At 69.2% G+C, this 14,075-nt stretch carries 12 protein-coding genes; 3 read left to right on the top strand and 9 right to left on the bottom strand.

The window, feature by feature from the left end:
* Positions 1-4 precede the first annotated feature (4 nt).
* Complete coding sequence (locus tag OIE47_RS04570) at positions 5-754, bottom strand: hypothetical protein (RefSeq protein WP_326560227.1); 750 nt, start codon at positions 752-754, stop codon at positions 5-7.
* Positions 755-841: 87 nt separating this feature from the next.
* Between OIE47_RS04570 and OIE47_RS04575 the strand changes: the two genes are divergently transcribed.
* Positions 842-2,122 (top strand): MFS transporter, encoded by a 1,281-nt coding sequence (locus OIE47_RS04575; protein WP_326560228.1) that lies wholly within the window; start codon positions 842-844, stop codon positions 2,120-2,122.
* A 43-nt stretch (positions 2,123-2,165) separates the two neighbouring features.
* On the opposite strand, the gene OIE47_RS04580 is transcribed toward OIE47_RS04575, so the two are convergent.
* The 4 genes from OIE47_RS04580 to OIE47_RS04595 all read right to left on the bottom strand — a co-directional run bounded on the left by OIE47_RS04580 (position 2,166) and on the right by OIE47_RS04595 (position 6,527).
* Positions 2,166-3,131, bottom strand: coding sequence for a DUF2332 domain-containing protein (locus OIE47_RS04580; protein ID WP_326560229.1), 966 nt, complete (start codon positions 3,129-3,131; stop codon positions 2,166-2,168).
* A 418-nt stretch (positions 3,132-3,549) separates the two neighbouring features.
* Positions 3,550-4,671 (bottom strand): hypothetical protein, encoded by a 1,122-nt coding sequence (locus OIE47_RS04585; protein WP_326560230.1) that lies wholly within the window; start codon positions 4,669-4,671, stop codon positions 3,550-3,552.
* Between the two features lie 346 nt (positions 4,672-5,017).
* Positions 5,018-5,908, bottom strand: a complete 891-nt coding sequence (locus OIE47_RS04590) for an IS5 family transposase (RefSeq protein WP_442792132.1) — start codon at positions 5,906-5,908, stop codon at positions 5,018-5,020.
* 133 nt (positions 5,909-6,041) lie between these two features.
* Positions 6,042-6,527, bottom strand: coding sequence for a hypothetical protein (locus OIE47_RS04595; RefSeq protein ID WP_326560231.1), 486 nt, complete (start codon positions 6,525-6,527; stop codon positions 6,042-6,044).
* An 11-nt stretch (positions 6,528-6,538) separates the two neighbouring features.
* On the opposite strand from OIE47_RS04595, the gene OIE47_RS04600 reads away from it, so the two are divergent.
* Positions 6,539-6,871, top strand: a complete 333-nt coding sequence (locus tag OIE47_RS04600) for a hypothetical protein (RefSeq protein WP_326560232.1) — start codon at positions 6,539-6,541, stop codon at positions 6,869-6,871.
* A 221-nt stretch (positions 6,872-7,092) separates the two neighbouring features.
* Here the strand turns inward: OIE47_RS04600 and OIE47_RS04605 are convergent, their stop codons facing one another.
* The 3 genes from OIE47_RS04605 to OIE47_RS04615 all read right to left on the bottom strand — a co-directional run bounded on the left by OIE47_RS04605 (position 7,093) and on the right by OIE47_RS04615 (position 11,243).
* A complete protein-coding gene (locus OIE47_RS04605; protein WP_326560233.1) occupies positions 7,093-10,002 on the bottom strand; it encodes a vitamin B12-dependent ribonucleotide reductase in 2,910 nt (969 codons plus the stop codon).
* Positions 10,003-10,066: 64 nt separating this feature from the next.
* Positions 10,067-10,597, bottom strand: coding sequence for a transcriptional regulator NrdR (gene nrdR, locus OIE47_RS04610; RefSeq protein WP_326560234.1), 531 nt, complete (start codon positions 10,595-10,597; stop codon positions 10,067-10,069).
* A gap of 322 nt (positions 10,598-10,919) precedes the next feature.
* Positions 10,920-11,243, bottom strand: a complete 324-nt coding sequence (locus tag OIE47_RS04615; protein ID WP_326560235.1) for a LysM peptidoglycan-binding domain-containing protein — start codon at positions 11,241-11,243, stop codon at positions 10,920-10,922.
* Between the two features lie 247 nt (positions 11,244-11,490).
* Between OIE47_RS04615 and lexA the strand changes: the two genes are divergently transcribed.
* Positions 11,491-12,282, top strand: a complete 792-nt coding sequence (gene lexA / locus OIE47_RS04620) for a transcriptional repressor LexA (protein ID WP_326560236.1) — start codon at positions 11,491-11,493, stop codon at positions 12,280-12,282.
* A 134-nt stretch (positions 12,283-12,416) separates the two neighbouring features.
* On the opposite strand, the gene OIE47_RS04625 is transcribed toward lexA, so the two are convergent.
* The gene (locus OIE47_RS04625) at positions 12,417-14,069 is read right to left on the bottom strand and encodes a hypothetical protein (protein ID WP_326560237.1); all 1,653 of its coding nucleotides are present in this window, start codon (positions 14,067-14,069) and stop codon (positions 12,417-12,419) included.
* Positions 14,070-14,075 lie beyond the last annotated feature (6 nt).

Below are 14,075 nucleotides of genomic sequence, written 5' to 3' on the forward strand. Positions count from 1 at the left end.
CGGATCAGTCCCGTTCCCGATGCGACGGCCAGACGTGGCCGCGCCGGTCGGCGTACTCCGGGGACCCGCCGCACACCTCCGTGACCACCCTCGGGTCAGCGGCGAGCAGCAGCTCCGCCAGCCTCTCCGCCTGGGTCGACGGATCTTCGGCGGTCACCTGGAACCGCGCCCGGAACTGGAGCCAGGGCCGACCCTCGACCAGGGCGGCCCGGTCTGGGTGCAGAAAGAAGACACCGATCTCGTACGGTTTCGAAGGCAGCGCGGTGACAAAGTCCAGCTCACACCCCTGGCGCGTCAGCCGCTCGGCCTGCCGCCGAAGCAGCTCCTCCACCAGGCGGGCGACCGTACGGGCCGGCCACTCCCAGTCGCGATCGATGGTTGCCCGGTCCAGTTCCTCGGCGTACTGCGCGGCGTCGAACCGGAACTCCGGCAGGTCGACGTTCTCCTCGTCCGGGTTGCGCCAGTCCGCCCAGACCACCTGGTCGCCATCGAGCCGGACGGTCACGTAGATCGCGCCGCAGCACCCCTCGGTGCAGGAGGCCTCCGCCAGGCGTACCTCGCGCGCCTCCACGGTCGCGGTCAGCGGCCCGTACGGTCGCAGCAGCGCCGCCGGATCCGCCCCGGGACCCTCCCGGAACACCCGGGCCAGGATGTCCTCCCCGTCGACCAGGGGTCGGACCTCCACACTCGCGCCCCGGTCGGACGGCCCCGGCACCACCACCCGCAAAGTCAGTCGCCCCAGCTCCACACTCATGTCACGATCGTTGGCCGGAGCCGCCCCGATGTCACACCGATTTCGGCGGCGTTCCCTCGTCAACTCCCGTACGGATCGGCGGCAGCAGTGACGCGACAACTGGCGCCACCCGCGCGGGCCGGTACGGCAGGCCCGGCGTCGCTCTGGCGCAGCCGGAACTTCCTGCTGCTCTGGAGTGGACAGACGGTCAGCGAACTGGGCACCCGGATCTCCGGCATCGCGATCCCGCTGCTCGCCGCGAACGACCTCGATGCCAGCGTGTTCCAGATCTCCCTGCTGACCTTCCTCGCCTGGTTGCCGTACCTGTTGTTCTCGCTGCCCGCCGGAATCCTCGCCGACCGGGTCGACCAGCGCCGACTGATGATCTTCTGTGATCTTGGCCGGATGGCGCTGATGCTGTCGCTGCCGCTGGTCGCGCTCGGCGGACACCTGACGCTCTGGTACCTCTACGGCGTCGTCGGGCTCTCCGGGGTGCTCACCGTGCTGTTCACCGTGGCCTACCGCAGCCGGCTCCCCCGGCTCGTCGCGGCCGACCAGCTCGTCGACGCCAACGCGAAACTCGGGATGAGCCAGGAGTTCGCCGAACTCGCCGGCGCGAGCATCGGCGGTGCGCTGATCGGACTCGTCGGCGCAGCCAGGACGTTCTTCAGCAACGGACTCGCCTTCCTGGTCAGCGCGCTGACCCTGTGGCTGATCCGGGAGACACCGGCCGAACGGGAACCGGCCGGACCGGAGACCGAACGGGTCGGGTTGCGGGTCGCGATGACCGAGGGCCTGGCCTTCATCCGCCACCAGCCGATCCTGGGTTCGATCCTGGCCTGTACGACCACGTCCAACTTCTTCGTCATGGCCTCGGGCTCCATCGAGGTCACCTTCATGGTCCGCGAGCTGGACGCCTCGTCCATGCTGGTCGGACTCGTCTTCACGCTCAGCGCGCTCGGCGGCCTGGTGGCCGGCGCCCTGGCCAGCCGCCTGTCCCGCTGGATCGGATCCGCCCGGATCATCTGGGTGGCGATGGCGGCGCCGGGACCGCTGTACCTGCTGATGCCGCTGGCACAGCCCGGCTGGGGGGTGCTGCTCTACGGCATCGGACTCGCCGCGTTCTCCGCCAACGCGGTCCTGTTCAACGTGGCGGCGATGACGTACCGGCAGCGCATCACCCCGCCCGGTCTGCTCGGCCGGGTCAACGCGTCGTTCCTGTGGATCTGCCTCGGGGCGGTTCCGCTCGGCGCACTGTTCGGGGGTGCACTCGCCAGTCACCTGGGTCTGCGGGCGACGCTGTGGATCTGCGTACTCGGCACCTGGAGTGCGGCCCTGTTCGTCTTCTTCTCGCCGCTGCGGAAGATGCGGGACATGGCGGTGGCGTGAGGTGCCCGGCGACTTGCCCCGAGGCGCGGCTTGCCCGGAGGTGTCAGCCGAACCAGGTCATCGCCTGGCCGTGGCCCCGGGTCCAGGCGAGCGGCTTCCCGTCGAGCGCGAGCACGTTGTGCAGCGCCTCGCCCGGCGGCTGCGGCAGGTGGTCGTAGGGCAGGACGTCCGGCGCCTCGTTCGCGATCCAGTGTCCCGGCAGGTCGCGTACCAGCTCGACGAACGCCTCCCGGCGCGGCACCGGCACCTGGTAGAGCACCGAGGTGTGGAACACCACCAGCGTCGCGTCGGCCGGCGCCCGTGCGGCCAGCGCCGGCAGGTCGTCCACCAGATCACCGCGTACGAGCAACGGCGGCTCGGCCGAGGCGACGGCAGCCGCGGCTCGTAAACGGGCCCGGCGGTGCGTGTGCTCGGGCCAGATGAGCGAGTCGAGCCACCCCACGTCCGCCGGGTCGGTCACGTCGAGCGGGTTCAGGTCCAGGCCACCCCGCCACACCACCTCCGGTACGCCGACCGGCAGCGGCACCCCCGTCGCCTCGCACTCCAGCAGCGGCGCCCCGGTCGCCTCGCGCTCCAGGAGCGGCTCGCCCGTGCCGAGCACCCTGTCCCCGTAGCGGTAGGCGTACCGGTCGGGATATAGGCAGAGTCCGGCCGACGCACCGACCTCCAGCAGGGCGAGCGGCTGCGGCAGCGCGGCGAGCACCGGCAGCAGTACGGCACACCGCCCGGCCTCGTTCGTCTGGGTGGCCCTGGCCCGCATCTGTGCCTCGATCGCCGGCCAGTTCTGCACCACGTACCCGTGGAACGCGGCCGGATCGTCAACCGGGCCACCGAGCAGCCGTACGACGCCGAACAGCAGGTTCGGTTGCCGCTTGGCCGGCGGGAGCGTACCGAGCAGTTCGATGACCTCGTCGTCACGGGCGACCGCGAGCGACAGTCGCTCGTACGCGGGCGACACCCCGCGCGCCTCACGTACCCCGAACTCGACGTAGGTCTCCGCGATCGTCATTCCCCGATGATCGCAGGAACCCCTGCCCACGGCCCCACCCAATGCCGGCCTCCACTTTCCCCTAGTGCGGCCCCTGCTTGCAGATGACGCAGCGCATCCCGTTGCCGGTGACATCGACAACCGGCGGAACGTAGGCGTGCGGGAACACCGGCGCGTCGCCCCATGCCGCCTGGACGCAGGCTTGCCCGTCCGAGCACAGGCCACAGCATGTGTGGCCGATCGCCTTGCTCAGGCGGGGGTTCTGGTGCTTCAGGCATCCGTTGTGCTGGCAGGTCCAAAATCCAACCCTTGTCACTGGTTGTCCTCCGCGTCGACTCCGAACTTAGCCTTAATGCAGGCTGCACTGTATCCGCCGAGGCGGCGGCACAGATGATGTCGACGGCGGCAATGAGCGCTGCGGGCCAGCTCCGGGCGTCGATCAAGTTCGGCTCTCCTTTGCTCGTTCGACCAGATGTTCCAGGACCACAGAGGTGAGGTCCGCGAGGTCGGTACGCGTGATCCGGCCTACATCCAAGTCGAACTGCGTCGCCAGCCTTCGACCCTTGTCGTGCAAAAAGACCGGATGCCGACGTGGCGTGCTGCCGCCAGCAACAAGCCGACCGCGCCAGTCCGCCATAACCGCGCGATCGGGTAACCCAGCGAGCCCGTCATGCTTGGCAACGTGCAGTGATTGGGCAAGCTCAGGTCGACCTCGCTCAACAAGAGCCTCCTGGATGGCGGACAGCATCATCGCTGGTTGCAGCGCGACAGCCAGATCGTGTGCTTCCAGGACGGCCTCTCGTACCGCTTCTTCCGACTCGTCCCTCAGATCGACATCGACGCAGGGCCGAAACAGCCAGGGCGAAGCCGCAGCCCTGCGGCCCCGGCATCGCACGTCCACGCCGATCCATGCCTGATCCGACCCATGCGGATGACGTCGCCAAGCGAGCAGCGTTGGGTTTCCCGCCTTGGTAACCGTGGCGCTCGCCATTCCAGCGCCAGGGAAGGCCCGGCACAGCGCATCATCGAGAGCGCGGGCGGTGCGACGAGTCACCAAATCCGGGACGTACCAGCCCTGAGCTTTCCCGATTGCAGCATCCGCCTCTGCATCCCAGCGGTGTAGAACCGCGGTGATTTCACCGGCGAGCCACGCCGTGTGTGGATCCGCAACCGTCTGCCAGGCACCGAAGATTGTAATGAGGCTCAGTGACCGCCACGGCGGGCGCGGTTCGCCATCAAAAGTGCAGTAGAACAATGCCGGTGCCATATCGAACGTGTCGGCCCACGCTCGATATCGATCCAGCTGATCGTCATGCTCGTCGCTGGCACCCTTCATCTCCAGCACAGCCACCGGCAGATCGTCCGACTGCCGGTAAAAGACAAGATCCACGCGCCCGGCGCGCTGTGCCTTGACCTCCCGCCGACACCGATATGTGTCCTCGGCCAGCCCGAGCAATCCAATCAGTGGCTGGGGATCCCGCTCGAACAGGAAGGCGAGCAGATCGCTTGAGCTGTTCTCGTTCGCGACCAATCGTCCAAGGGCAAGGCCGGGTTCCGACATTCGAAAGCTCCTCAGCGGACGTGGATTGGACATCTCGGGTAGCGGCCGAGACCGCGCTCACCTCGGGTTATCGGTATGCCAAGGATGCAGAAAGTGGCCCGGTGGAAGATTCCACGCGTGGAGAAGCGCGGCAAGCGCTTCTTCGCCTACGACGGTTGCAGCGCGCACGAGTACCGCGCCGATGTCGTAGTCGAAGCCATCCAACTGGTTGGCGTCATAGTCCCAGTGCGCCAGCTTGAAGGTGCGATCACGGTCGGGCCGGGTCCAGCCTTCCCGGTTGGCGACATGATCGGCATCAGCGGCGACGGATGCTCTTGCCGTCGATCACGGCGCTCTAGGGCGCGTTTTATAAGTCCGGTCGGAGCCACTCTCCGATGGCGGTGATGGTCAGGACGGCCTGGTAGCGGACGGCGAGTTTGTCGTATCGGGTCGCGACGCCGCGGTGGCGTTTGAGGCGGTTGATGCCGCACTCGACGGCGTGGCGTTGCCGGTAGACGACCGGGTCGAAGCGGGGTGGGCGACCGCCCTTCGATCCCTTGGCTTTGCGGTGGGCGTCCTGGTCGGCTTTGCTCGGGATGCAGGCCTTGATCCCGCGGGAACGCAGGTGGGCTCGGTTGCTTTTCGAGGTGTAGGCCTTGTCGGCCAGGACGAGGTCCGGACGGGTCCGGGGATGCCCACCGCCGGGCCGGCCCACCCGGATCTTGCGTAGGACGGGGATGAACTGCGGGCTGTCGCCGCGTTGACCGGCCGTGAGGATCAGGGCGAGGGGTTTCTGACCTTGTTCACAGGCCAGATGCGTCTTGGTGGTCAGCCCGCCTCGCGACCGCCCGAGCGCGTGATCGACGGGCTCGTCGTGGATGCCGCCGGGTGGTTCTCTCTGCAGATGCCCGTCCCGGCGGGCACCGGCAGCGTGTTGGTGGGCGCGGCTGGTCATCGAGTCGATGCTGACGTCCCACTCGATCCGGCCGGCCGCGTCAGCGCTGGCCTGTAGCCCGGCGAGGATCTTCTCCCAGGTGCCGTCGCGCTGCCAGCGGCGGAACAGGCCGTAGATGGTGGGCCAGGGCGCGTACTCGGCCGGGACGTCACGCCAGGGTGAACCGATCCGGATCCGCCACCGAATCCCGTCGATCAGCTGCCTTCTTGTCCACTTCGGCGGACGACCCCGAACCGGCGCAGCGGGTAGCAACGGGGCAAGCGCCGCCCATTGCGCGTCGGTCAGGTCGTGCCGCCTCGTCACCGCTAGGGTGGCCACGAGGTCTCCGGTGCATGGTGCTTCTTGGTCGTTGTACCAAGTACCGGAGACCTCGTTGTCTATCGATCACCGCCACGCCGTGACCTCAACCTGCCCACCGTGCTTTATGAAACGCGCCCTAGGGGTCGTCATCAGCGCTGCTCAGTTGCAGCGGCTCGGCGGGCCGGTAGGGGCGACCCTCTTCGATGAGCTTGGCGCGGTACTCGGTGATGTAGTGGCGCAGGGAAACGAGGCGGTGAGAGAAGACGAAGGCGTCTCCGCCGGCATCGTTCTTCGTGATGAAGTCAGGCACCCGGATGGTGGTGAAGTCGTTGCTGCTCAACGGCGGGATCTCGTACCAGGAGATGTAGGTGAGGGTCTCGCGGCGCAGGCCGGCGGCGAGCCCGAGGCTGATGATGGCCGCGTCCCGGTCGACGGTTCGCACGTCGTGCTGGCGGCGGTCCCGGTCGATTCGGATCGCGCCTTGGACGAGCAGGTCGGCGAAGCCCGGGGTGATCGGGGTGCCACGGCTGCCAGTGCCGCGGCGTGGCCGTAGGCCGGCGATGGCTTGGACGCTGCGGCCGTCGGGCAGGTTGATGCGCTCGAGGTCGAAGGGCAGCGGCAATTGTAGGTGCGGTGCAGAAACTCGTGGAACTGCTTGAGGGTGGAGCGCTGGGCTTGCCAGGTCGACGAGGAGACCTGGGTGTCCTGGTCGTACTGGCGGGCGCGGTAGTAGGCGAGCAGGTCTTCCTCATCGGCGACGAACACGTCGCTGCGGTGCTCGGCGGGGTCAATGCTGAGCCGCACCACGCGCAGATATTCGATCCAGGCGGCGACTCGACGGGCGTGGGCGACGGTCGTGTCCATCACCGGCCGTCGCTGGTGCTTACGACGCAGCCAATGCGACGCCGCCGCGTGATAGCGACCGTCGACAAGGATGGACGGGCTGTCTACGTGCTCCACCCGTAGCGCCGGCTCGCCGAGCATCTGCCCGAGCAGGTCGTGATCGGTGGGACGTGGAGGGACGACACTCACCGACACGTCCACTGCTCCCCTCGTACGCCCAAAGCAGATGCCTCCCACCCGAACGCGGATGGGAGGCATCTGTTGTAGGCCTTTACCAGGATCGATGTCAACCAGTGATTCCTCTTAGGAGTTACTCACGGGAGACATACATGAACTTCCCGGTTTCAGCTGCAGCCCGAGGTGGAGCCGCAGCCCTCGCAGACGTAGCAGCTACCGGCCGGGCGCATCTTCGTGCCGCAGGTGAAGCAGAGCGGTGCGTCCGCCGCCTTGCCGAGCACCGATTCCAGCAGCTCGGTCGAGGATCCGATCCGGACCCCCAGCTGCTTGGTCCCGGCCGCCTCGACCGACACCGGCTCGGCAACCGGTGCCACGGGGGCGGCCACCGGCTCCGCCTTGACCTCGACCGGAGCCGTCACCGGCGCGGAGGAGGCCATCACGGACAGCTCGAGGTTGTTCTCCGCCTCGGCCTCGGCCCGCAACTGCGCGGCCCGCTCGGTCGCGGTGAAGATGCCCAGTTCGGCGCGGCGCTCGTACGGCAGGAAGTCCAGTGCCAGCCGGCGGAAGATGTAGTCCATCACCGAGGCGGCCATCCGGATGTCCGGGTCGTCGGTCATCCCGGCCGGCTCGAACCGCATGTTGGTGAACTTGCTGACGTACGTCTCCAGCGGAACGCCGTACTGCAGGCCGATCGAGATGGCGACGGAGAACGCGTCCATCACCCCGGCGAGCGTGGAGCCCTGCTTGGACATCTTGAGGAAGACCTCGCCCAGGCCGTCGTCCGGGTACGACGACGCGGTGAGGTAGCCCTCGGCACCGCCGACCGAGAAGGAGACCGTCTCCGACGGGCGCTTCTTCGGCAGGCGCTTGCGTACCGGGCGGTACTCGATGACCTTCTCGACGACCTTCTCCGCGCTGACCGGCGCGACCTCGGCCGGGGCGGTCTCGACGGCCTTGTTCGGCTTGGCCACCGAGAGCGGCTGGCCGACCTTGCAGTTGTCGCGGTAGATCGCCAGCGCCTTGAGGCCGAGCTTCCAGCCCTCGAAGTAGATCTCCTCGACGTCGGCGACGGTGGCCGCCTCCGGCATGTTGACCGTCTTGGAAATCGCGCCGGAGATGAACGGCTGCACCGCGGCCATCATCCGGACGTGCCCCATCGGGGCGATCGAGCGCTCGCCCATGGCGCAGTCGAAGACGGCGTAGTGCTCCGGCTTCAGGCCGGGCGCGTCGACGACGTGTCCGTGGTCGGCGATGTGCTCGACGATCGCCTCGACCTGCTCCTCGGGGTAGCCGAGGCTGCGCAGGGCGCGCGGGACGGTCTGGTTGACGATCTGCATCGAACCGCCGCCGACCAGCTTCTTGAACTTGACCAGCGCCAGGTCGGGCTCGACCCCGGTGGTGTCGCAGTCCATCATCAGGCCGATGGTGCCGGTGGGCGCGAGCACCGACGCCTGGGCGTTGCGCCAGCCGTTGCGGTCGCCGAGCTTGTTGCCCGTCGTCCACTGCTTGGTGGCCTCGCGGACGATCGCGGTGGCGACCGCGCCGGACGGCTTGATCTCGTCGTTGGCGGCGGCGTGCTTGCGCATCACCCGCTTGTGGGGCTCGGCGTTGCGGGCATACCCGTCGTACGCGCCGACAACCCCGGCCAGCTCGGCCGAGCGGCGGTACGCGGTGCCGTTCATCAGCGAGGTGATCGCCGCGGCAACCGAGCGCCCGGTCTCCGAGTCGTACGGGTGGCCGGTCGCCATCAGCAGGGCGCCGAGGTTGGCGTAGCCGATGCCGAGCTGCCGGTAGGCCCGGGTCGTCTCACCGATCTTCTCGGTCGGGAAGTCGGCGAAGCAGATCGAGATGTCCATCGCGGTGATGACGAACTCGACCGACCGGACGAACTTCTCCACCTCGAAGCCACCGTCGGCGCGGAGGAACTTCATCAGGTTGAGCGAGGCCAGGTTGCACGAGGAGTTGTCCAGGTGCAGGTACTCCGAGCACGGGTTGGAGGCGGTGATCCGCCCGGTCTCCGGGCTGGTGTGCCAGTCGTTGATGGTGTCGTCGTACTGCAGGCCGGGGTCGGCGCACTCCCAGGCGGCCTGGGCGATGGTGCGGAACAGCCCCTTGGCGTCGACGGTGTCGATGACCGCGCCGTCGAGCCGGCCGCGCAGGTCGAACGTGCCGCCGCCCTCGACCGCCCGCATGAACTCGTCGGTGACCCGGACCGAGTTGTTGGCGTTCTGGTACTGCACGCTGACGATGTCCGACCCGCCGAGGTCCATGTCGAACCCGGCGTCACGAAGGGCACGGATCTTGTGCTCCTCGCGTGCCTTGGTGGTCACGAACTCCTCGATGTCCGGGTGGTCGACGTCGAGGATGACCATCTTGGCCGCGCGCCGGGTGGCGCCGCCGGACTTGATGGTGCCGGCGCTGGCGTCGGCGCCGCGCATGAAGCTGACCGGGCCGGAGGCGGTGCCGCCGCTGGAGAGCAGTTCCCGCGAGGACCGGATCCGGGAGAGGTTCACCCCGGAGCCCGAGCCGCCCTTGAAGATCAGCCCCTCTTCCTTGTACCAGTCGAGGATCGAGTCCATCGAGTCGTCGACGGCCAGGATGAAGCAGGCGCTGACCTGCTGCGGCGAGGCGGTGCCGACGTTGAACCAGACCGGCGAGTTGAAGCTGAACACCTGGTGCAGCAGCATCCAGGCCAGCTCGTGCTCGAAGATCTCGGCGTCGGCCGGGGTGGCGAAGTAACCGTGCTGCTCCCCCGCGGCCCGGTAGGTCTTCACGACCCGGTCGATGAGCTGCTTGAGCGACCACTCCCGCTCCGGGGTGCCGACGGCACCGCGGAAGTACTTGGTGGTCACGATGTTGGCCGCGTTGACGCTCCACGACTCCGGGTACTCGACCCCGCGCTGCTCGAAGTTGATCGAGCCGTCGCGCCAGTTCGTCATGACGACGTCCCGGCGTTCCCAGGTCACCTCGTCGTAGGGGTGCACCCCCTCGGTGGTCCAGACCCGCTCGACCTTGAGTCCGGTGCTGCTGGCCGCCCGTGACCGGCTCTTGTTCGCTGTCATACCTTCCCCCGCCATCTCATCCGCCCCCTTACCGGCACGGTCCGCCGCCGCGCCGCCTACATGATCAAAACCCAAGAAGCTAACTGGTACGGCCACCGGCCGGCTCCGCCTGTGCCGGGATCGCCGGCCCCTGCGGTGCGTCGCTCCGTGCCGCCGTACGGGCGGCAGCCGCCGCGCGCAGTGACTCGATCTCGCGCTCGAAGTCCCCCAGGGAGTCGAACGAGCGGTAGACGCTGGCGAAGCGGAGGTAGGCCACCTCGTCCAACTCACGCAGCGGTCCGAGGATGGCCAGGCCGACCTCGTTGCTCGGGATCTCGGCGGCGCCCTTGGCCCGGACGGTCTCCTCCACCCGCTGGGCGAGCAGAGCGATCCTGTCCTCGTCGACCGGGCGGCCCTGGCACGCCTTGCGCACCCCACCGATGATCTTCGTACGGCTGAACGGCTCGGTCACCCCGCTGCGCTTGACGACGGCGAGCACCGCCTCCTCGACGGTGGTGAACCGCTTGCCGCACTCCGGGCACGACCGCCGGCGGCGGATCAACTGGCCGTCGTCGGCCTCGCGCGAGTCGACGACCCGGGAGTCGGCGTGCCGGCAGTATGGACACCGCATAGCCGACCTCCTTTCACCGCACTGTGGGGTGCCCGCCACCCCCCGGACACCAGGACAGCCGGCGGGAGCCACTGTGAGGTGGCCGTCGCCGTGCTGGTGAGCGGGAAGCTGTGGGTAGTCGAACCCAACCTGTGGACGACTTACACCCTTGTCACTACTACATCTAGGGGTCGACCGTATGCCGCGGAGCGGCCGGGGTCAAGTTCAGGGCGGCCCGGCGCGCCGAGGCGTTATCTTGCCAACATCACCGGTCGGCCCCGGGTTACCGGGCCCCGACAGACGGTCAGACGACCACCGCGTGTCACCCCGAACACCCCGTGAGTCACTCCTCTCGCGGGAGCTTCAGCTTCTGCCCGGCGTGGATCGTGTTGCCGTCGAGCCCGTTGAGTCGGCGGATCTCGGCGATCACCCGGAACGGCTGTCGGCTCGGCCGGTGCCGCTCGGCGACCGACCAGAGCGTGTCACCGGGAAGCACCACGGCGGTCGGCACCGGACCGGGCGGATCGGACGCCCGGGACGAAGGGGCGAGCGCCACCGCCAGCCCGGCCGCGAGAACCAGGAAAAGACCGACCAGCACCACCCGACCACGTCGGGTCAGGCGGAGTCGACCACCCTGCGAGGGCCGGGAGATGTCCGGTGCACCCACGCTGACCTCCAAGATCGTACGCCAGTTCGATAGAACAGACGTACGATGGTGTATCAGAACAGACGTACGGATGTCGAGCGTGCGGGCACGACACGCCGACGCCACGTCGTACAGATGTTTGAAACTGTCCGATCTCACCTATACGGTCGTGAACAACCGATCCCGGCCGGCCCACGGTCGCAACGGGATCCGGGCCCATGCGCACCACGTGCCACACCGGCACCACCGCCGAGCAGGGAGGACGGACGTGTCGACCGACGACCGGACGAACCGGCAGCAAAACCCGCCAGAGGCCGCCGTTGGATCCGGCGCGACCTCGGCCCGCCGCCGCAGCCCGGCCCGCGCCCGAGCGGCCGAGCCGACCCTGCGCGCCGTCACCTCGGTGGTGAGCCACTTCCCCGACCTGGTCAGCGCCGACCTGACCGCCCGGCAGCGGCGGATCCTGGAGTTCATCCGGGACTGGGTGGAGCGCTACGGCTACCCGCCGAGCGTCCGCGAGATCGGCGAGGCCGTCGGTCTGGTGTCCCCGTCCAGCGTCGCCTACCAGCTCAAGGAACTCGAGCGGAAGGGCTTCCTGCGGCGCGACCCGAACCGTCCCCGCGCGGTGGACGTCCGTCCGCCCAGCGACCTCATGGACGACGAGGCGGCCCGCGCCCAGCGCCCCACCCCGGCGTACGTGCCGATGCTGGGCCGGATCGCGGCCGGTGGCCCGATCCTGGCCGAGCAGGCCGTGGAGGACGTCTTCCCGCTGCCCCGCGAGCTGGTCGGCGAGGGCGAGGTCTTCATGCTCAAGGTCAAGGGCGACTCGATGCTCGACGCCGCGATCTGCGACGGCGACTGGGTGGTCGTCCGCCAGCAGCCGACCGCCGACTCGGGCGAGATCGTCGCCGCCATGCTGGACGGCGAGGCCACGGTGAAGACCTACCGCCGGCGGGACGGGCACGTCTGGCTGATGCCGGCGAACTCCGCGTTCGACCCGATCCCGGGCGACAGCGCCTCGATCATGGGTCGGGTGGTCGCCGTACTCCGCCGGATCTAGCGTCCGGCAGCACGCTCACAGCCGTCGCGGTGCACCCGGGCCACAGCCCGGCCCGTACCGCGACGGCTTCGACGTACCCGGTCCGGACGAGCACAACCGGTCCTGGCCGGTACGGCACCGGACGGAGGGTCGGCTCAGCGCCGGCCCTGCTCCGGATAACCCTGCTCGGGGTAGCCCTGCTCCGGGTAACCGTTCTCCGGGTAACCGCGGGGCGCCGGGCGCCCCTGCCCGTACTGGCCGCCGCGCGGCTGGCCGTACCCGTTCACCGGTTGGTCGTTGCGCCGGTCGCCGGCCTGCCCACGGGGATCGGCGGGCGGGTAGCCGCCACGGCCTCCGCCGTAGGCCGGATCCGGCGCCGCGCCTCCGGGCGCCCGCGAACCGGCACCGCCGTAGACCCCGCCGCCGGGACCGGCGGTCTGCGGTCGGGGCGCACCACCGTAGACCGCACCGCCACCACCGCCGCCCTGCTGACCGCCGTAGACGCCCGGCTGGGGCCGTCCGGTGGGCTCGTAGCCGCCACCACCGGGGGCCGGGTAGGCACCACCGGGCGCACCGGTCCACCCACCGTCCTGGGCGCCCCCGCCGTACGTGTTCCCGCGTGCCTGTCCCGGCGGGTCCGCCGGGAGGTCACCGGCGCCCGGACGCCCGTTCCTCGACCCGTCGGCGTCCAGCGTGCCGTCCGGGTCCCCCGGTTCCCCCGCCCGCTTGCGCCGGGACCGGACGATGCCGAAGATCCCGAGCCCGACCAGCAGGGCGCCGAGCACCCCGACGGCACCGATCAGGTACGTGATGTCGGTGAGGGTGAGCTGGGAGGTCCAGGACTTGCCGCTGTCGCTCGTGCCACCGGTGGTGCCACCGGCCGCGGCCGGAGCGGCGGCGACCTGCGTCGACGGCTCATAGCTCTGGATCACGACCTCGGCGTCGTCGGCGAGGCTGCCGACGTCCGAGACGGTGACGAAGGCGCTGCCGTCCGGGGTGTACGCGATCGACTCGCCGAAGGCGTCGGCCAGCGGCGTCATCCGTGGCTTGCCGGTGGTCAGGGCCTTGACGATGTCACCGTCGGGCACGTCCCACTCGAACGCGTCCGCGTAGGTCCGCAACACCACCCGGCTACCGTCCGGAGACCGCGCCGCACCGGTGATCATCAACCGTCCGGTCACGGTGAGCAGGTTCTCCGTCGTGCTCTTCGGCAGGGTGATCTCGCCGGCCAGCTCCATCGGCACGCCCGTGGCGTTGTCCTTCGGCAGCGGCGCCGGCGCCCGGTAGATCTCGCTCTTCTCGGTGCCGGTCTTGGTGATGATGTACGGCGTACCGTCCTCGCCGAGCAGCAGCGCCTCGGCGTCGTGCGGCTTGTTGCCCGGATAGGCCAGCCGGTGCAGGACCGGCTTGCCGGTCCCCTCCACCGGCAGGCTCCAGAGCACCACGCTGGTACGCCGCTCGGCGGCGTCGACGTTGTCCCCGATGTCGGCGACCCAGAGGGTCCTGCCGTCCGCCGACAGCGCCAGGTCCTCCGGGTCCCGCGAGCCCTTCCCGGTGTACGGGACGGCCCTGGTCACCTTGCACTTGCTGCTCAGGAAGAAGATCTGGTCGTGGCTCTGCACCTCGGTGCTGTCGTTGATCACGACGTAACCGGTCTTGGTGGCGACCATGCCGGACAGTTCGTTCGTCCGGCTGTCGTCGATGGTGCACACCCTGGCCGGCGCGGCGAGCGCCGGGGCTCCAGTCAACCCCAGGCACGCGCCGACCACACCACCGACAACCACGACCGAGGAGAGGACACGCCGCATCGGCCA

Source organism: Micromonospora sp. NBC_01796, from assembly GCF_035917455.1.
Lineage (GTDB): Bacteria > Actinomycetota > Actinomycetes > Mycobacteriales > Micromonosporaceae > Micromonospora_G.

Excerpts from the sequence above, each read along its gene's own strand:
- OIE47_RS04570 (WP_326560227.1), bottom strand. The coding sequence starts at position 754 with ATGAGTGTGGAGCTGGGGCGACTGACTTTGCGGGTGGTGGTGCCGGGG.
- nrdR (WP_326560234.1), bottom strand. The coding sequence starts at position 10,597 with ATGCGGTGTCCATACTGCCGGCACGCCGACTCCCGGGTCGTCGACTCG.
- OIE47_RS04625 (WP_326560237.1), bottom strand. The coding sequence starts at position 14,069 with ATGCGGCGTGTCCTCTCCTCGGTCGTGGTTGTCGGTGGTGTGGTCGGC.
- OIE47_RS04585 (WP_326560230.1), bottom strand. The coding sequence starts at position 4,671 with ATGTCGGAACCCGGCCTTGCCCTTGGACGATTGGTCGCGAACGAGAAC.
- OIE47_RS04605 (WP_326560233.1), bottom strand. The coding sequence starts at position 10,002 with ATGGCGGGGGAAGGTATGACAGCGAACAAGAGCCGGTCACGGGCGGCC.
- OIE47_RS04580 (WP_326560229.1), bottom strand. The coding sequence starts at position 3,131 with ATGACGATCGCGGAGACCTACGTCGAGTTCGGGGTACGTGAGGCGCGC.